This is a genomic window from Arthrobacter antibioticus (assembly GCF_030063205.1).
GTDB lineage: Bacteria > Actinomycetota > Actinomycetes > Actinomycetales > Micrococcaceae > Specibacter.
Genome location: NZ_JASISQ010000002.1, coordinates 339,823 through 357,897, shown reverse-complemented (window position 1 = coordinate 357,897; position 18,075 = coordinate 339,823). Strand labels below are relative to the sequence as shown.

Sequence of the window (18,075 nt, the reverse complement as noted above, 5' to 3'; positions counted from 1 at the left end):
TCAGTCCCAGTTAAAAAATCCCGTGCCTGATTTTCTGCCCAATTCACCACGGGCAACCTTGTCCCGCAAAATTTGTGGCGGCGCAAATCGCTCCCCCAACGTTTCGGCGAGATATTCGGCGATCTCAAGGCGCACATCAAGTCCCACCAGATCGGTGGTGCGCAGCGGACCCGTGGCGTGTTTGTAACCCAGCACCATGGCGGCATCGATATCCGCAGCGCTTGCCACGTTTTCTTCCACCATGCGCATGGCTTCCAGCGCCAGCACGACCCCCAGTCTGGAAGATGCAAAGCCTGGTGCGTCATTCACCACAACGGCGGTCTTGCCCAGCGCCGCAACCCAGCTTTTTGCCGTGTCTACCAGGGCTGGTGCGCTTTGGTTGGCGATAACCACTTCAACCAACGTTGAGGCAGGAACGGGGTTAAAGAAGTGCAGGCCCAGGAAGTTCTCCGGCCGCTTTAGTTCCCCAGCCAGCCGGGATACTGACAGCGAGGAGGTGTTGGAGGCCAGGAACGCGGACGGGGCCAGCTGTTTTTCAGCATTGACCAGCGCAGCCGTCTTCATGGCCCACACTTCTGGTACAGCCTCCACAACAAGCCCGCAGGGTCCAAGATGGGTGTAGTCAGTAGTAAGCCGCAACCGCTTCATGATGCGTGCGGCGTCTGCCTCACAGTCGCTGGCACGCTCTTTATCTGCTGACTTTTTTAGAACTACCTGAAGTGATTTACCCACCGAGCGCTCCACACGCACGGCGGCGCTGGCCACTGATTCATGATCGCGTTCCACAATGACAACGCGGCAGCCAGCCATGAGGAATGCATGGGCAATCCCGGCCCCCATGCGTCCACCACCGAGAACTCCCACAACCTGCGGCAACGTTGGCTTCACCTCTGCCCCCTCCTGGCCCATATTCTGTGCGGCTGTCATTTTGGGTCCTTCTTCCGGTTGAGGAAAGACTGCATGAGCGCGAATTTGGCAGGGGATTCAAACAGTTCTGCCTGCGCCACGTTATCCGCCTCCGGGTGGGCCTCTCGGGGCACGTGAAATACCCGTTTGGTGCTCTGGATCGCTAGGGGGTCCTGCGCGCAAATCTTATCTGCGAGCGCGTGCGCTGCCTCTAACAGCCTGGCTGGTTCCACTAGTTCGGAGATTAGTCCTACCCGCAGCGCCTCTTCGCCCGTGATGATTTTTCCTGCCAGCAGCATCATTTTGGCTACCGGTTCACCCACGAGCTCCTTCAGCCGCCAGGTGGCCCCGGCTGCTGCCATGATGCCCAGGGAGGTTTCCGGCTGTCCCATGCGTAGCGCCTTGGTGCCGATCCGAAAATCTGCGGCGTAGGCCAGTTCGGCACCTCCGCCCAGCGCATATCCGTCAAGGGCTGCAATGACGGGCATGGGTAGCGCGGCGATTCGCACAAAGAGCGCGGAGTTAATGCCGGCCAACGCATCAGGGGCCCGGCGTTCGCGCAGTTCGGCAATGTCGGCACCTGAAGCAAAGATTCCTTTCTTCCCCGTGGCGCCATCACTGGGGATACCGGAGAGCAACAGAACCTTGGGGGTGGACTCCAAGTACGCGCAAATTCCATGCAATTCCGCAACCATTTGCGCGTTGATGGCATTGCGGACCTCTGGCCGGTTCAACTGCACCGCCACGCAGTCCTTGTCTTCGGTGACCAACAGCGTGGCACAGCTTGGCGGCACTAGGTGCGTTCGGCGAACGTGCGTCTGGGGTTCCTGCATCAGATTCTCTCCACCAACAGGGCGGCACCCTGACCCACGCCAACGCACATAGTGGCTAAGCCGAGGGACCCTGCGGCACCCTCGCGCTCCAGTCTGCCCAGCAGTGTCAACACAATTCGTGATCCGGAGGAACCCAGCGGATGGCCCAGTGCGATGGCGCCGCCGTCATTATTCACTGTGCCAGGATCCAGACCCAGCTGGCGCATGCTGGCTAGTGACTGGGAGGCGAACGCTTCGTTAAGTTCCACGGCGGCCAGCTGGTTCACGCTGATTCCTTGTCGGTCAAGGACCTTTCGGCTGGCGACTACAGGGCCCATGCCCATGATTTCCGGGGCCAACCCGGCGGCGCCGCCGTCTAAGATGCGGGCGCGCGGAGTTAGCCCGTACTTTTTGATGGCACGTTCGGAGGCCACCAGGATGGCGCAGGAGCCGTCGTTGAGCGTAGAGGAATTTCCGGCCGTGACAACGCTGCCTCCGGCAACTACTGGACGCAAACCGGCTAGGATCTCCAAGGTGGTGCCGGGGCGGGGGCCCTCATCGGTATCCACCACTGTGTTGGATTTGCGCCCCCGCACTGTGACAGGAACAATTTCTTCTTTGAATCTTCCGGCTGCGATGGCGGCCAGCGCCCGTTCGTGTGATCGCAGGGCAAAGGCGTCGCAGTCCAGGCGGGAAGTGTTGAAGCGCCGCGCCACCTCTTCGGCGGTTTCAGTCATGGAGAACGTCATTTTGCCATCTCGGGAGAGCTCACCGGAGAGGAAGGCAGGATTAGTGAAGCGCCAACCAATCGAGGTGTCGAACATGGCTCCGGGCTTGGCAAAAGCCTTCTCCGGCTTGGCCATAACCCACGGCGCACGCGACATGGATTCCACTCCGCCAGCCACCACCACATCAGCCGCTCCCGCCATGATCATGTGGGAGGCCTGTGTAATGGCGCTCATGCCGGAGGCACATAGCCGGTTAACCGTGATCGCAGGGACGGTGTCTGGGAACCCGGCCAACAACCAGGCCATGCGGGCAACATTGCGGTTCTCCTCACCGGCACCGTTGGCGTTGCCCATGATGACCTCATCCACTGCTGCCGGATCAATACCTGTGCGCGCAACCAACTCGGAGATGACAACAGCACCAAGGTCATCAGCCCTGACGCTGGCGAGCGCTCCACCATATCTGCCCACGGGCGTGCGGACCCCACCCACCAAAAATGCCTGCGGTATGGCCATGAGTGCATCCTTCGCGTTCGCGTTCGCCGCGTCTATGCCGGCCTGGTTTGTCGGAGAAAACAATTTACCGACCGTTCGTTCTATAAATATTCCATGTGATGCTCATACGGTCAACCATGGCTGTGCCCGGTAGGGGTTCTCCGCTGTTGGCATAGACCCGTGCTTGAAGCGGGGCTCCCTCTATACAGTGGATTCCATGACGAATCCCGACTCTGCCGCGCAATTGTCCACCCCAACCTCCCACGCCTCACCGGCGCCAGGGGCGGCGGGGTCGCCTGCCCTTGCGCCAGTTGCCAAGCAGGTCCCGGTTGAACGAATCCATCACGGTGAGAGGTTCGTTGACAACTATGAGTGGCTGCGGGAGAAGGAAAGCCCTGAGGTGGTGGCCCATCTCAACGCCGAGCAGGCCTATACGGACATTGTCACCGCGGGACAGGAACAGCTTCGCCAGGACATTTTTAACGAGATCAAGAACCGTACGCAGGAAACCGATCTGTCTGTGCCCAGCCGCAAGGATGACTGGTGGTACTACGCCCGCATGGTGGAAGGTCAGGCATATGGGATTCAGTGCCGCGTGGCGGCCAGTAGTGATGGGACGTTGGCGGATTGGACTCCTCCGTTGGTGGAAGCCGGCGTAGACGTTCCCGGTGAAGTCATCATCCTCGATGGCAACCGTGAAGCGCAGGGCCAGCCGTTCTTCTCCCTGGGTGGCGCGGCAGTTACCCGCGACGGGAACCTGTATGCCTATGCCGTGGATAACGCAGGGGATGAACTTTTCACCGTCAAGATCAAGGATCTGCGTACCGGCGAGTTGCTGCCGGACACCATCGAGAACGTGTTTTACGGCCTGACGTTCTCCCCCGACGCCACCACGTTGTACTATATGGTGGCCGATGATTCATGGCGCCCCTACCAGGTTAAAACTCACGTTCTGGGAACCCCGGTTGAGAGTGATGAGGTGCTGTACCAAGAAGATGATGTGGCCATGTGGACGGGCTTTGAGCTCTCCGCCGACCGTCGCCACCTTATGGTTAGCATTGGCTGTTCCGAGTTCAGCGAGACCCGTCTGTTGGAATTTGCCGCCCCACAAAGGGGCCTCCAGGTCCTGATCCCGCGCAGCTCCGGGATTCTGTACGACGCCGAGCCTTTCCTTTTGGCCGGAGTCGAAAAGATCTTGCTAACTCATAACCGCGACGCCGTGAACTCGATGATTTCACTAGTTGACGCCGCGGAGTTCACCCAGCCTGTGGCAGAACAAAACTGGGCAACTGTGGTGCCGCACAGCGATTCCGTGCGCATTAACGGCTCCACCGTGACCGCAACACACATGATTGTTTCCTTACGCAAGGACACCATTGAACGGATTCAGGTGACCGCGCTGGAATCATTGGGCACCGCAAACCAGAGTCCCGCCGTCGAGCCTGTCTTTGATGAAGAGCTGTACACAGCTGCCATGGGCGGAACCGAGTTTAACTCCCCTGTGATCCGGCTTGTCTACACCTCGGATTTCACCCCGCCGCGCGTTTATGATTACGTGCTGCCCGTAGACCAGGCTGACGGGGAGCTGTTGTTGCGCAAGGAAACCCCGGTTTTGGGCGGTTACCGGGCGCAAGACTATGTGGCCACTCGTGAATGGGCGAAGGCGGCGGATGGCACGTTGGTGCCGCTGTCGGTGTTGCACCGGGCAGATCTGGTGCGCGACGGATCCAACGCCGGCGTGATTTACGGCTACGGCTCCTACGAAGTCAGCATGGACCCCGGATTCAGTGTGCCGCAGCTTTCGCTCCTGGACCGTGGCGTGGTGTTTGTGGTGGCCCACGTGCGCGGCGGCGGCGAGATGGGCCGGCGCTGGTATGAGGACGGCAAGAAACTGAACAAGAAGAACACCTTTGGTGACTTTGTGGCGGCAACGGATTGGTTGGCGGAATCGGGGTGGGTTGATCCGGCCCGGATCGCCGCCATGGGCGGTTCGGCGGGTGGACTGTTGATGGGTGCCGTGGCGAACCTCGCCCCAGAAAAGTACGCGGCCATTGTGGCGCAGGTTCCCTTTGTGGATGCTCTCACCACCATCTTGGATCCGGAGTTGCCGCTCTCCGCCCTGGAATGGGAGGAGTGGGGCAATCCGATCACTGACGCGCAGGTCTACAAGTACATGAAGGAGTACACGCCCTACGAAAACGTGAGGGCCGTGGCGTATCCAAAAATCGCCGCCGTGACCAGCTTCAACGACACACGGGTGCTGTATGTGGAACCGGCCAAGTGGGTGCAGGAACTGCGTTCGGTTTCCACCGGCACCGAGCCCATTGTGCTTAAAATTGAGATGGATGGCGGTCACGGCGGCGCATCCGGGCGGTACGAAGGCTGGAAAACCCGCGCCTGGGACTACGCGTTTTTGGCCGACGCCCTCGGGGCAAGCACGCTGCTCTAGAGCCGCCCCGATCCTGGATTTAGTCAGTTGCTGAACGAACGACGGCGGCAGTCGCCTCCGCGATCGCCGCCTCCTCGTCCGTCGGAACCACCAGGACGGGGATCAGCGATCCGGGGGCGCTGATCACCCGGGGTGAGCCCGAACGCGCAAGGTTGGCTTCGCCGTCGAGCATCACACCCAAAGCACCTAGACGATCCGTGACCCGGGCACGGAAACCGGCCGAGTTCTCACCAATTCCGGCCGTAAACACCAACGCATGAGCGCCGCCCACAGCCACGTGATAGCCGCCAATGTACTTCGCCAACCGGTAGGAGGTGATGGCGAGCGTCTTTTGTGCTGACGCATCCCCGGCGTCGGCGGCCTCAACTATGGCGCGCATGTCATTGTCGCCGAAGAGGGCCTTGAGCCCGGATTCCCGGTTCAGCAGCGTATCAATACTGTCCGCAGACATCCCCTGGCGCTGCAAAAAGATCAAGATCGAGGGGTCAATATCGCCGCTGCGGGTACCCATCACCAGACCCTCCAACGGGGTAAAGCCCATAGAGGTGTCAATGCTGGCGCCGCCCTGAATGGCTGTCAGCGAAACCCCATTCCCCAGATGCGCCACAACGGCGTTGAATTCTTCCAGTGGCACGCCCAAAAGCTTGGCGGCACGCCCCGTCACGAACTGGTGCGAGGTCCCGTGGAAGCCGTAACGCCTGATCCCGTACTGCCTGTACAGCTCATCCGGCACCGCATAACGCCATGCGTGCTCGGGCAGCGTGCGGTGAAAAGCCGTGTCGAAAACTGCCACCTGCGGCATCTGCGGCCACTTGGCGGTGATGGCGCGGATCCCCAACACATTCGCCGGATTGTGCAGCGGCGCCAAAGGGTTTAGCCGCTCAATGGCGCGCGTGATTTCATTGTTGATCAACACAGGCTCGCTGAAACGCTCGCCACCGTGGACCACTCGATGCCCGACGGCGTCAATCGGCCTCTGAGCAAGCTCCCCTGCCAGCTGGGCCGCGACCTGGTCCATGGCCTCGCCATGGTTGGCCGGCCCCCCGGCGCCCTCGCCAATGCGCTCTATCAAACCCTTGGCGGGAACTTCATTGGTGTCGGTATCCCGCACCTGATACTTCAGCGAAGAGGAACCAGAGTTAATGACAAGCACACGCATTAGAAATCCTTAACTTTGCTGGGCTGGGAGGCTGAGGCGCCTTGGGCCTGGATGGCGGTGATGGCCACAGTATTGACAATGTCCTCCACTGTGCAGCCGCGGGAAAGATCATTGATTGGCTTGTTCAGTCCCTGAAGGACAGGTCCCACAGCCACGGCGCCGGAGGATTGCTGCACCGCTTTGTAGGTGTTATTCCCGGTGTTCAGGTCAGGGAAGATGAATACGGTTGCCTGTCCGGCCACCGTGGAGGCAGGCATTTTTGAGGCTGCGATGGACATATCCACTGCCGCGTCGTACTGGATGGGGCCCTCAATGGCCAGGTCCGGCCTGGCCGCACGGGCCAACTCGGTGGCTTTGCGAACCTCATCCACGGCTTGGCCTGAACCTGATCCGCCGGTGGAATAGGAGAGCATGGCGATGCGTGGTTCCACACCAAACTGGGCGGCTGTTTGCGCCGAAGCAATGGCAATATCGGCAAGCTGTTCTTCGTTGGGGTCCGGGTTCACGGCGCAATCCCCATAAACAAGCACCCTATCCGCCAACAGCATCAAGAAAACTGAGGAAACAAGACGAACCCCCGGCCGTGTTTTTACAAACTCAAGGGCCGGGCGAATGGTGTTTGCCGTGGTGTGCCCCGCTCCTGAGACCATCCCATCAACATGCCCCAGTTGCACCATCATGGTGCCAAAATATGAGCCGTCCGTCATGACTTCACGAGCGCGAGCCAGATCAACACCTTTGTGGGCTCGCAGCCGCTGGTACTCAATAGCGAAAGATTCCCGCAAAGGGGATGTGGCCGGATCAACAATATTGACCCCGCTGAGCTCGATGCCCTGGGCAGCAGCCTGCTCCTGCACAGCCTGAACCGAGCCCAATACGGTCAAATCACACACGTCGCGGCGGTGCAGAATTTCGGCCGCAGCCAGCACCCTGGCATCAGTACCCTCCGGCAGCACAATGTGTTTGCGTTCGCTGCGGGCCCGCTCGATCAGTTCGTGCAGGAACCGCAGCGGTGTCATGGTGGCGGGTCGCGGCAACGTCAGCCTGTCAAGCAGTTCACCCTCATCAACAGTGCGTGCCCAGGCACCCATCGCGGCGGCCACTTTGCGCCGCTGCCCCGTTGTCAGCTCGCTACGCACTTCGCTCACAGCGCGCGCGGTACTGAAAGTGTCGTCGTCGGAGGCAAAAACGGGGAACGGGGCATGCGCCAGAAAAGGTAGTACGTGCGGGTCCGGGGCAAGACCTCCTGTGAGCACCATGCCGCTAGGGACAGGAAACTCGGGGGAGAACGCGGACGCCAACGTTGCCACCATGACATCCGCGCGGTCACCCGGGACAATCACTAGATCGTTGGCTTGAAACTGGTGCAAAAAGTTGCCCACCGTCATGGCAGCAACCTTAATCGCATGGACATCACGCTCCAGCTCGGAACTGCCAGCCATCTGACGCAGGCCAAGGGCGGTAGCCACCTCACCCACTGTGGGACGGGAAATTTCGGCAATCTCCGGGATCACATACACAGGACGGCTACTCTGGCCTGGCCGCACGGCCGCCTTGATTGCCTCAAGTCCGTCAGGGTCGGCGCGGTTGACCATCATGGCTAACAAGGAACAATTCTCTGCGGCCAATTCCTTGCGGGCAACGTCTACCGCGTCGGCGATCTCCTCGGCAGCCAACCCCCGTGCACCAACAACAGCCAGCACGGGCAGGCCCAGGTTGTTGGCAAGGCGGGCGTTGAGGTCAAACTCAACGGCAGCGTCTTGGCCGGTCAAATCGGTGCCTTCCACAATAATGACATCGCAATTTTTGGCGATTTCACTGAAGATCTCCACCGCGCGGGTATCGATTTCTTGCCGGCGTCCGGCCGCCAGTAGCGCGCGAGCTTCCGTGGTGCTCATCCCTGCCCGGCATACCTGCGGGGTGAGTTGGTACATGCGTTGCAGCATGAGAACTGTGGGGTCCTGCTCGGGATCAGCGGCCGAGGTGATGGGACGGAAAAACCCGATCCTGTCGGCGCGCCTGTGCAAAGCATCAGCCAGCCCCAGGGACACTAACGTTTTTCCTGAACCAGGAGTAGTAGCACTGACATAAATTCCACGGGCCATAGTCAATTTCCGCCTTTCGCGCGTCTTCTCTTATCCAAGCATGCCGGGGTGATGCGCGGAGCTGAAAGCGGCCGGAATCACTCTGGTTATTACTGCGCGCTATTGCACCGTGCTGGCTTATGCTGCCCGCCGAAGGGTGCACCAGCCACACTTCCGCCTACAGTGGGAGGCATGGATGGAATGAGCGATCTCTTATTTGGCCGCCTCGACACCGGCATGAGCACCCTGTTTGTTGCCTTTAGAATCGTCAGCGCTTTATTGATGTGTGCCGCCATCATCCTTTTGGGGCGCCGCAATCAACTGGGCTGGTGGCTTGTAGCCGTTGCTTTCCTGATGCCCGGGCTTGCTGAGCTTGCCAATATCCCCGGATCCAGCATCCGTTCCCCGTTAGCACTGCTCTTATTCGTCAGCAGCATTGCAGTGCCACTGGCATTGACCATTGGGGTGGGCATCTACGGGCTGGTTGCATTCCAAAAGTTCCCTCGCGATTCTCAGCTAACCCGTGCTATTACCCTCCGCCAATATAAGCCCACCGACCTTGTGGCTCCGTTGTTGATGGCAGTGGTTTATACGGCAACATCCTTGATCGCCGTGGTTTCGATCTATCTTTCTTTCTCCCCTTCCAATCTTCCTGTTATCACCATGGTGGTCTCAGGTTTCTTGTACGGGTTGCTGCCGGCGGGGATGCTGGGCCTGGCCCGGCGTTCTCGCTGGGCGTGGTTCTTGGTGGCCTCTTCCGCGTTCGTCTCGCTGGCCGGCACAGTCCTCGCAGCACAAGGCTCGGTGCTGATCTTTTTATTCTTCGCCCAAGCTTGCTTGGCAATCTACGGCTGGCAACGGTGGGGCGCTATAGTGTCCGCGCCACCGTTAGCTAAAAGCGTCAGCTAAGACCTAACTGGCTTTATTTACCTTTCCTTTCAGGAACGGAAGCCATGGAGCCCGGTACACCAAGGGGGCCGGGGTGTTCGGCTCAACAGTGAAGTTCACTTCACCAAATTTCCACATCCGGTTATACAAGAAGATGCGCACGGTGGCACTCTTTGTTCCGGATATTTTCCAGTTCCTGGTGCCCCACTGGGTTGGTTGGGCCACGCCGTCAACCACAACAGTGGGCTTAGGAAACCAGCCCAGCGGCGGTTTACGCAGGGTCAGTTCAAAACGACGAAGGGTATTTGTTGGCTCGCTCACGCGTTCCAGCCTAGCTCTTGGACCTCGCACCGCCCCGCCGGCCCTTGCCAGTTCGGCTCCCGCCAGTTCGGCTCCCGCCAGTTCGGCTCCCGCCAGTTCGGCTCCCGCCAGTTCGGCTCCCGCGCACCGTGATGTGCTCAAGTGCCGCAGAAGTAGCCGTGCCGCAGCACGCGCACCTGGCCATGCGCAGGAGTCGAAGTAGTTCGGCAAATGAGCGGCCTTGGAGCTTCATCGTTTAGTGTGCACGTTATGACTAATGCTGTTGGAGGATTCTCAGATGCTGCCGCTAACTGGTGGAGCGCGGTGCTCAATGGTTTTACCCGCGTGGACGCACCGGATGTTTCAACGCTTCTTTTGCTTGGAATTGTGGCGGCCGCTGTTGCACTGAGCATCCCTCGTGTGACCTGGCGCTGGTTTGGCCTCTACGTGACGTTCGTGCATGAACTCGGCCACGCCTTTGCCGCCTTAATGACGGGGCGTTTTATTCATGGGCTCAAAATTGGGCTGGACCATTCAGGGCAGCTGGTTAGTAGTGGCCGCCGGGGATTTAGCGCTACGTGGTCGGGTTTTTGGGGCTACCCGGCCCCTGCGGTAGTGGGCGCCGCACTTGTTTGGAGTGTTTCAGCGGGCTGGGCGGGTGCCGCGGCATCAATCGGCGCCCTTGTTCTTTTGGTGGCGTTGATCTTCTTGCGTAATTTCACCGGCATTATCGTGGCTCTGATCAGTGCTGTTATTGCTCAAAGCCTCGTCATGTTCGCCGATGCGCAGACGGTCAGCTACGTGGTCTTGGCGCTGGGCATTGCCTTGGGCGTTGGTTCGGTGCGTGACTTCTTCAAGGTTGCCAGCGTCCATACCCGCCGACGCGCCCAGTTGGCCAGCTCTGATGCCTATATTCTCTACAGTTCAACAGGAGTCCCCTCATTCATCTGGCTCAGCGGCTTCGCCTTAGTTATAGCCGGCTCCGCCACGTTCTCGACTTGGCTTCTCTGGGGCATGCTGGCACTCTAGGCCACGCCTTGGGTACTTCATAAGTGCTGCCGCGAGAAATATTAGCCGCTAGGACCGAAAAATCCGACACGGCATATGACCTAGTGGGCAATAAAAACGTTTCAGCTAACCTTTAATTTCTCGCATATGTGCCCGCGTTCCGTGGCGGGAGAACCACCTGGAAAGGATTGTCATGAGCAATAACAACGGGGCTCCCCCGCCTCCTCTCAACGCTCCACTCCAGGGCGGCTACACTCCTTCGCCGCAACCGAATAACCACAAGACCCTGGCAATCGTGCTGGGTTCGGTGGCAGTTGCCGTGGGACTGGCGCTGATTGCCCTATTTGTTTGGATTATTCCTGCCCTGACCAAGGAAGCAGCTGATGAGCAGCTCGTTCCCTCAGCAAGCTCCGGGCAGCACACACCCAGTGCAGACGCCACGAATGCTGCGTCGGAACCGTCCGCCACGGCTGATAACAGCACAGAAAAAGCAGCTGCTGACGGGATGCCCGATGGCGCAACGGCGTTGCCCCCGGGCTGGGACAAATTGGCCGGGCCCAGTCAGGTACCAGCGGATGGTGATCCTGAATTCGCTAAATTCGTCACCGGTGAGTCCTCGTTCCAACGCCTGAAATCGTGGACTTATGACGGTACCTTCGGCATCTCAACAGACCCGTCCTCAGGCAAGGAAATGCAACAGGTGGCCCAAGGCACCGAGGAAAAGGATGCGGACGGAATCTCTATGGCCTTTGCCTTCTTCTCCGAAACTGACGAGGGCAAATACGGCACTGATCCAGTCAAGGTCAAGGCTGCTATCCAAGCTACACAGGACAAACTTGCTGGCACTGCTGCCGCGGACCTGCCGCAGCTTCTCGTAGGGCATAAATGCGTCTCAGATTTTCAGTCAAGCAAACCCGAAACCCGCGAGTTTCGGCGTGGTCTTGCCGTGGTCATAGACTTCAGCTGCAAGACTGCCGCGGGGGATGAGATCCAAGGCGTTAATCTTTTCTCCGTCACACCGTGGGGCACTCCGCAGCGTATGGGTATCAGTGGCCACAAAAGCTACTGGGACGAGAACCCGGGAAAACTTGAATTACTTGCCAACTCCTACCGCATTAACAAATGGAAAATCTAGTAAAAAATTAGGCCAACGCTCAGCGTCATGCGGGAAATCAAATGGTGTGGGAAACTATTTGCCCAGCTTTTTCAAAAGCCACTTCACAATCTGATCCGATTGCTTCCCAAACGGGTTCTCGTCCACAACGTACGTCCATGTGGTGGAGCCGCTGCGGATACCGGCAGCGGCAAGATCAACCCCATCGTTGGTAATTTCCAAGGCTGCCATAGTCTCCCGAGCATCGTGTTGGGCGCGGTCAAAGAAGCCATCAAAAGCAAAGATGGTCTCACGCCTGAACTCATCCAGCGGGTTTTGCCGGCCAAGGGCGCGCAGATGGATAGCAGCGCGCTGCTCCGATAACAGAGCCAGGTGATCGCTCCACTGGGCGTCAAGGTGAAATAAGAGCACCTGACGGCTTATATCAACGAGTTTGGCGTCCCCCAACGCGTCGCGAAGTTTGGCAAACTGACCCCCGCCAGCACCATCAACCAGTTCAAACGGCTCAACAGCAGCCACATCATCGTTGAGAACCTTATCCCGTTCGGCAAGGACCACCCGGCGTTGATAGGCGATGAGTTCGTTGTATTTCCAAGAGTTCTCTTGCGTGGTGAAACGTTCCTGCTCCGAGAGCCGCTGGGCCCGGTCAAGAAGTTTTGAGACACCCACTTGGGTGACCAAACCGTCGTCGTCCGCATGCTGTGCCACCGAACCACTTAGCTCCCGGCCGTGGGCTTCCTGCCCATTTGCGGCGGGGTCTTCCATGCTGGAAAAAATGACGCTGACACCGGGGTCTCCTTGCCGCCCAGCCCTGCCACGCAGCTGCGCATCAAGGCGCGATGAGTAAAAACGGCCCACAATCAGAACCAGGAGCCCACCCAAAGCAGCCACCTCGTCATGCGCAGTTGCACTAGCGGCGGCGCCACCGAGGATAATATCGGTACCGCGGCCGGCCATCTGCGTGGACACCGTCAAAGCATCCCTGCGCCCGGCTTGAGCAATGATTTGCGCCTCTGCCGTGTCATTGCGGGCGTTGAGCACTTGGCAATTGAGACCTAGGGCTCTGAGACTTTCAGCGAAACGTTCAGAAGTTGCCACATCGTGGGTGCCAATCAGCACTGGCTGACCGGTGGCGTGGGCCGCTGCGGCTGCGTCAATCACCGCGGCATCGCGCTGGGTCCCCGTAAGAAAGATCTGTTCCGGGCGATCGTCACGGATGCACGGTTTGTGCGCAGGGATTCGGCCGGTGTTCACGGTGTAATGTGTTCGCAGGTACTCCGCAACGGCCACGGCCGTACCGCTCATACCGGTGATGGTGGTGAAACTCTTGATCAGATCCCGCACCAGCAACTGATCCAGCACTTCACCCTGCTCGGTTTTGTGCAGCCCCTCCTTGGTTTCCACGGCGGCCTGTAATCCGTCTGGCCAGCGTTGCAAATGTGCCACCCGCCCGCGCGAATCGGAAACGATCTCAGCTCTGCCCTCGCGCACAATGTAGTCCACATCGCGTGTCAGCAGTACCTGTGCGTGCAAGGCAACATTGATGGAGGAAAACAGTGGTGTGCCGTCCGCTGAGTAAAGTTCAACCTCGGGCCACCTCGCCTGAGCTTGACGCAGGCCAGCGTCCGTGAGGGACACATTGCGTTTGTCCGCCTCCACCGTGTAATCGAGGGTTGGTCTGAGCGCGCGGACAAAGTCATCGACGTCCACACTTTCCAATTCGCCGCGCGCCCGGCCCGCCAAGACCAACGGAACTGTAGCTTCATCCACCAACACGGAATCGATCTCATCCACAATGCAGGCATGGAAAGGGGCCAACACTATTTCCGCTAACGTGGTGGCCGTGCGATCCCGCAGAACATCAAAGCCAAGTTCGTTAACGGAAACGTACACAATCTGCGATTCATACGCTTTCCTACGCAGATCAGTGGAGTCCTCCGCGGTAACGGAGGCCGCGCGCACGCCGAGGGCAAGAAAATAAGGGCCCATCCAGTGCGCGTCACGGCTGGCCAGATAATCATTGACCGTCAGTACGTGAACACGGTTCCCGCGCAGGGCATGCGCGCCAGCCACAAGCGCGCCCACCAAAGTTTTGCCTTCGCCGGTGTCCATCTCCACCACGGTGCCCCGCAACATATTGGCGGCTGCCAAAAGTTGAGTGTCAAAGGCCGTCATGCCAAGGGATTCTGCCGCAGCCACCTTGGCACACACCAAGTAGTCTTCCAGCTGTGAATCGGACCAGTCAGCGGCGCCGTGCCCGAAACTAGCGTGCCCGGAGGCGCCGGGCACTGAGGCGCGCCCTAACGCGTCAACCATTTCATCAACAGTTTTACAATTTTCTCCTGCAGCCCGCAGCACTGCGCGTCTGACAAGCCCGTCAAGGCCTGCGGTGTCGGTGACACCGGGAGTGTTGAAGAGCCAGTTCTTGAATTTCGTGGGTCCGCGCAATGATCCTCTAGTCTCTTGGAAATGAACCTGCAGGTGATCTTTACGGTACTCGTGCGGGAAAGTTGGGAGCAACGGGAGTCCGTTTGTGAATTGCCAGCCAGGGGTAGTGGAGCGCTTTAGTACTCGATTCTTGTCTCCAAGGATGACCAGAGCTGGAACGGCTCCAGGTGGTTAAAGCCGGGGCTGGTGATGCGGTCAACGGGCATCAGCGTAGCTCGGTCGGCCGGCGCTTTCTCTAAAAACTCGTAAAACGCTGCATCATCAAACCCGGCATCCGCTGCATCGTGCCTGTCGGCGGCAAAGACAACCCGTGAGACTCTTGCCCAAAGCGCGGAGGCCAGGCACATGGGGCACGGCTCGCAGCTTGTGTAAAGGACTGCTCCGGATAGATCGAAGGTGCCTAGGGCGCGGCAGGCGTTGCGAATGGCCGTAACTTCGGCGTGTGCAGTGGGGTCGTTATCCGCTGTGACCCTGTTGAGGCCTTCAAACCGGGTGCCGTCCGCGGTAACGATCAAGGCCCCAAAAGGTCCGCCAGAATTGCGTACATTTTCTGCGGCGATATTCACTGCGACTTCGAGGTTTTCTGCTGCAAGGGTGGTGTTGTACATGGGTGCCTTTCTGAGGCTCCAGAGGAAACTGAGGGGTGAATCGCCCCGGTCATTTCCGACCACGGACAACGACCCCCAGCTTGAAATACGCTGGTCAATTGTTTGCGCCTGGTTGTTGACTACCCCATAAATCGGGGAGAGCCCGCCTTTGACAAGCCTAAAGCTAGCAAGGAAAAGTACTCACTGCCACTCGGATCAGCTTCGGCCAATGACGGCTTCGATCTCCGCGGCACTAACCCCATTTGAGCGCAGGAACGCCCACACGTCTATTCCAGCGGCAAATTCCGTCACAGCTTCCGCGCGGTCAGAGACTACTTGTGCCAGTTCATTTGCGGCCAAGTGCCGCTCGTAAGGGTGCTTCACGGGCGCCACCAAATGCCAAGCATTGATCCCGCGCGTGGCAAGTTCATCTTCCCGCGGCACCCGCTCAGCCTGGTCCAGCAGCGATAACAGCAACGTGGCGATCAACCCGGTTCTGTCCCGCCCGGCCGAACAGTGAATCACCACCTTGCCCTGTGCAGCCGCTAACTCTTTAAACACACCCGCCACGTGCCGCGGGAACATTGTCATTATCTCTGTGTACAGCCTGGGATGGTTCATGTAGGGAAGGAAAAATTCTTGGTACCGCGGATCTTCCGGGTCTTCCGTTGGTGAGTGTACGACGTCGAACCTTGCCAACGTTTGCGCGCTCACCTCCGGGTCGGTTGGCCTGCGCTTGCGCTCCGCCGGGTTCCTTAGGTCGATGACGGTACGGACGCCGTCGTTATACAGCTGCTGCCAACCGTGCTCGGTGAGCCATTCGCTGCGACCCATTCGGTAAATATCTCCTGCAAGCAGCCGCGCGTTGACGGCTCCTTCCCAGTGGGGCGCGCTCAACGGTTCTTCTCCAGACGGAAATCCAAACCACTGCGCACCTGCGGCCATTCGGTGGCAAGGATGGAAAACACCACGGTATCGCGCAGAGTGCCGTTGGCTAGGCGGCGGTGCGCCCGCAGGATTCCGTCTTGTTTGGCCCCTAACCGGGCAATGGCCTCGCGTGATTGCACATTCATCCAATGCGTATGGAACTCCACTACTTCACAGCCAAGTGTTTCAAACGCGTAAGCCAGCAGCAGCCTTTTGCTGTCAGGATTTGTTCCCGTTCCCTGCACACTGGCGGCGTTCCAGGTTGAGCCAATGGCCAGCCGAGGGACGTTCAGGTCAATGGCGTAGTAACTTGTCAGTCCAATAATCTTCCCGGGCGCGCCAGTGAGCGGATCATTAAGCCTGGTTGTGAATGACAGCTCGGTACCTGCATCTTGTGCTGCCAGTCGTTGCCGAATTTCCGTGGTCATCGTCTCGGGGCTGGGCACGGTGGTGTACCAGAGGTTCCACAATTCACCATCCGAGGCGGCAGCAACCAACCCGTCATGATGCGCTGCATCCAGGGGCTCAAGCGTGACATATTTTCCGTGCAGGGTTACAGGTACAAGTGCGCTCATGTGGAAAACACTAGCGGATGCCCCCACCACCGCCGTTTCTGCGCACGGTTGTCCGCAAACCGTACGCAACAGACCTTGCTGCGCGCGGTTGTCAGCAAACCGTGCGCAAAAGCAGTGCCGCCCGGCCCGGATTTAGTGTCTGCGACTGACAGTGGTCACAGTAAGTACGCCCAGCACCAGAAACAACAACGCAGCACCTCCGAAGATCAAAATACTGCTCGCTCTAACACCCGTATTCGCTAAAACTTCCGTGGTGTCTGCTTGGACGCTTACGCTGGTTGTAAATTCAGCTTCGAGCTTTGCGGGTGCTGACTGAGTGATTCCTAACGCCGCGACTGTGGTGGTTGCTGCAGTCGCAGCAGATGTCGTTACAGCAGGTAGCGCAGGTGTCGTCGTGGCACCAGGAGCAGGCTTAGTGGCCGCGGCCGACGTTGTACTGGACGCCGCAGTAGTGACTGCCGCTGACGTCACAGGGGCGGAGCCCTCGGGGACTTTACAGCCAAACGTCTTGTCGCCTGCCAGTGCATATCGGTGTAGCTCTGAGCCCGAGCCTCGATGCAACAGGTCTCCGGCCACCAGGATTCGTCCATTGGTGCCGGGTGCGGAAATATCTGTTGTCCCACCAGAGGTGGGCACTAGGATCAGCCCGGGAACCTGGGCAGAGCCGCCGATTCTGACATCCTTGGCTGCTTCGAAATTCCATACGATCCGTGAGGCTAAGTCAGCGAAGACCGAACTCCCGGTTGTCGAGATGGGCGAACCCGCACCGTCCAGCACCGCATTGAGAAACAGACCGGCGGACGGCCCGCCAATAACGTTAATAACAATCTGAGCACCGTCGGGAATATCCAGAAACTGCAGAGAAGCAGCTTTGCTCTCAGAGCCAAGGGTGTTCCCTTGGACTGTGAACGTCTGCACCCTCGAAGCGTTATCGCCTGTGAATGTGATGGCACCCCACGATTCGAAGGCGGCGGCACCTGTGTCCGCGCTGGCGGAGAAAGCGTTAGATCGCTGGGTCAGCAGTGCCGGGAACTCGGTGTAATCAGATACCGCTGTTGAATCCGATGCCGTGACGGTGGCGCCATTGACATCCAGCTTTCCCGTTGGAACCTTATTTTCGCCGCCGATGCGCACAGCCCCACCAATGAGCGAGCCAACGTCAATTGTGGTTCCGTTGCTGCCTAGATCTCCACCGACCAGCAACATGTCGGAGTTGGGTGTGGGCGGAACCAAGGCGCCAACTCCTACTACGCCAACGTTGTACCGACTCATATCTGCTTTTTCAAAGGAAGCATTGCCCATGACTACCATTTTGCCTTCAGCTTCCGCAGCTGTCTCTGCCACAGAAAAGTTGCTACCCACAAAAACGTTGGTGTTGTTGTCATAACCGGGAAAGACGCTTCCGTTGTTGATACCAGGAGGCGTATCGGGGCAGGCAAAAGAACCATCCGCATGGGCCATGGGTACCATGGCGAAGAACCCACTCACAGTCAGCGCAGCCGCCACGGTGCTTAGACCAAGGAGAACTAGCCGTCCGGGACGGGGAGTTGTGAGAGAAGCGGGGTGATTCATGGGATCTACTTTCAGTTGAAGCG

15 protein-coding genes are annotated in these 18,075 nt (G+C 58.9%); 4 read left to right on the top strand and 11 right to left on the bottom strand.

The genetic code is table 11. The annotated features are described in order from the left end of the window. Genes QMG40_RS06785 through QMG40_RS06775 form a run of 3 tightly spaced genes read right to left on the bottom strand, consistent with a single transcriptional unit; the run spans position 1 to position 2,956 of the window. Entirely contained in the window at positions 1-927 is a 927-nt protein-coding gene (locus QMG40_RS06785) for a 3-hydroxyacyl-CoA dehydrogenase family protein (RefSeq protein WP_283529376.1), read from the bottom strand. Next, a complete protein-coding gene (locus QMG40_RS06780; protein ID WP_283529368.1) occupies positions 924-1,739 on the bottom strand; it encodes an enoyl-CoA hydratase/isomerase family protein in 816 nt (271 codons plus the stop codon). Before QMG40_RS06780 ends, QMG40_RS06785 begins: the two co-directional genes overlap by 4 nt. Beyond that, complete coding sequence (locus QMG40_RS06775; RefSeq protein WP_283530126.1) at positions 1,739-2,956, bottom strand: thiolase family protein; 1,218 nt, start codon at positions 2,954-2,956, stop codon at positions 1,739-1,741. The genes QMG40_RS06780 and QMG40_RS06775 overlap by 1 nt, the downstream gene beginning before the upstream one ends. Before the next feature lie 202 nt (positions 2,957-3,158). Between QMG40_RS06775 and QMG40_RS06770 the strand changes: the two genes are divergently transcribed. Next, complete coding sequence (locus QMG40_RS06770) at positions 3,159-5,390, top strand: S9 family peptidase (protein WP_283529359.1); 2,232 nt, start codon at positions 3,159-3,161, stop codon at positions 5,388-5,390. 19 nt (positions 5,391-5,409) lie between these two features. On the opposite strand, the gene QMG40_RS06765 is transcribed toward QMG40_RS06770, so the two are convergent. Together QMG40_RS06765 and pta are read right to left on the bottom strand one after the other, a co-directional pair. Continuing rightward, the gene (locus QMG40_RS06765; protein ID WP_283529351.1) at positions 5,410-6,549 is read right to left on the bottom strand and encodes an acetate/propionate family kinase; all 1,140 of its coding nucleotides are present in this window, start codon (positions 6,547-6,549) and stop codon (positions 5,410-5,412) included. Further along, positions 6,549-8,654, bottom strand: coding sequence for a phosphate acetyltransferase (pta, locus tag QMG40_RS06760; protein ID WP_283529345.1), 2,106 nt, complete (start codon positions 8,652-8,654; stop codon positions 6,549-6,551). Before pta ends, QMG40_RS06765 begins: the two co-directional genes overlap by 1 nt. A gap of 171 nt (positions 8,655-8,825) precedes the next feature. Here pta and QMG40_RS06755 point away from each other — a divergent pair, with 171 nt between their 5' ends. After that, a complete protein-coding gene (locus QMG40_RS06755; protein ID WP_283529339.1) occupies positions 8,826-9,542 on the top strand; it encodes a hypothetical protein in 717 nt (238 codons plus the stop codon). Positions 9,543-9,545: 3 nt separating this feature from the next. Here the strand turns inward: QMG40_RS06755 and QMG40_RS06750 are convergent, their stop codons facing one another. Beyond that, the gene (locus tag QMG40_RS06750; RefSeq protein ID WP_283529332.1) at positions 9,546-9,842 is read right to left on the bottom strand and encodes a hypothetical protein; all 297 of its coding nucleotides are present in this window, start codon (positions 9,840-9,842) and stop codon (positions 9,546-9,548) included. Between the two features lie 249 nt (positions 9,843-10,091). On the opposite strand from QMG40_RS06750, the gene QMG40_RS06745 reads away from it, so the two are divergent. Next, positions 10,092-10,850 carry a M50 family metallopeptidase gene (locus tag QMG40_RS06745; protein ID WP_283529324.1) on the top strand — a complete coding sequence of 253 codons (759 nt, stop codon included), beginning with the start codon at positions 10,092-10,094 and terminating at the stop codon, positions 10,848-10,850. Between the two features lie 172 nt (positions 10,851-11,022). Beyond that, the gene (locus tag QMG40_RS06740) at positions 11,023-11,964 is read left to right on the top strand and encodes a hypothetical protein (RefSeq protein WP_283529322.1); all 942 of its coding nucleotides are present in this window, start codon (positions 11,023-11,025) and stop codon (positions 11,962-11,964) included. 54 nt (positions 11,965-12,018) lie between these two features. Here QMG40_RS06740 and secA2 read toward each other — a convergent pair whose 3' ends face one another. From secA2 to QMG40_RS06715, 5 genes are all read right to left on the bottom strand, one after another. Further along, positions 12,019-14,391, bottom strand: coding sequence for an accessory Sec system translocase SecA2 (secA2, locus tag QMG40_RS06735; protein ID WP_283529320.1), 2,373 nt, complete (start codon positions 14,389-14,391; stop codon positions 12,019-12,021). A 116-nt stretch (positions 14,392-14,507) separates the two neighbouring features. Next, positions 14,508-14,999, bottom strand: a complete 492-nt coding sequence (locus QMG40_RS06730) for a nucleoside deaminase (RefSeq protein ID WP_283529318.1) — start codon at positions 14,997-14,999, stop codon at positions 14,508-14,510. Positions 15,000-15,194: 195 nt separating this feature from the next. Next, on the bottom strand, positions 15,195-15,875 hold the full coding sequence (locus tag QMG40_RS06725; protein ID WP_283529316.1) for a tyrosine-protein phosphatase: 681 nt from the start codon (positions 15,873-15,875) through the stop codon (positions 15,195-15,197). Beyond that, on the bottom strand, positions 15,872-16,480 hold the full coding sequence (locus QMG40_RS06720; protein ID WP_283529314.1) for a GNAT family N-acetyltransferase: 609 nt from the start codon (positions 16,478-16,480) through the stop codon (positions 15,872-15,874). Before QMG40_RS06720 ends, QMG40_RS06725 begins: the two co-directional genes overlap by 4 nt. A 132-nt stretch (positions 16,481-16,612) precedes the next feature. Beyond that, positions 16,613-18,052: a choice-of-anchor A family protein gene (locus QMG40_RS06715; protein WP_283529312.1), complete on the bottom strand. Its 1,440-nt coding sequence runs from the start codon at positions 18,050-18,052 to the stop codon at positions 16,613-16,615. Positions 18,053-18,075: the final 23 nt, after the last annotated feature.

Coding starts and splice junctions, on each gene's coding strand:
- QMG40_RS06785 (WP_283529376.1), bottom strand. CDS start 927: ATGACAGCCGCACAGAATATGGGCCAGGAGGGGGCAGAGGTGAAGCCA.
- QMG40_RS06780 (WP_283529368.1), bottom strand. CDS start 1,739: ATGCAGGAACCCCAGACGCACGTTCGCCGAACGCACCTAGTGCCGCCA.
- QMG40_RS06770 (WP_283529359.1), top strand. CDS start 3,159: ATGACGAATCCCGACTCTGCCGCGCAATTGTCCACCCCAACCTCCCAC.
- QMG40_RS06765 (WP_283529351.1), bottom strand. CDS start 6,549: ATGCGTGTGCTTGTCATTAACTCTGGTTCCTCTTCGCTGAAGTATCAG.
- pta (WP_283529345.1), bottom strand. CDS start 8,654: ATGGCCCGTGGAATTTATGTCAGTGCTACTACTCCTGGTTCAGGAAAA.
- QMG40_RS06755 (WP_283529339.1), top strand. CDS start 8,826: ATGGATGGAATGAGCGATCTCTTATTTGGCCGCCTCGACACCGGCATG.
- QMG40_RS06745 (WP_283529324.1), top strand. CDS start 10,092: ATGACTAATGCTGTTGGAGGATTCTCAGATGCTGCCGCTAACTGGTGG.
- QMG40_RS06740 (WP_283529322.1), top strand. CDS start 11,023: ATGAGCAATAACAACGGGGCTCCCCCGCCTCCTCTCAACGCTCCACTC.
- QMG40_RS06730 (WP_283529318.1), bottom strand. CDS start 14,999: ATGTACAACACCACCCTTGCAGCAGAAAACCTCGAAGTCGCAGTGAAT.
- QMG40_RS06720 (WP_283529314.1), bottom strand. CDS start 16,480: ATGAGCGCACTTGTACCTGTAACCCTGCACGGAAAATATGTCACGCTT.
- QMG40_RS06715 (WP_283529312.1), bottom strand. CDS start 18,052: ATGAATCACCCCGCTTCTCTCACAACTCCCCGTCCCGGACGGCTAGTT.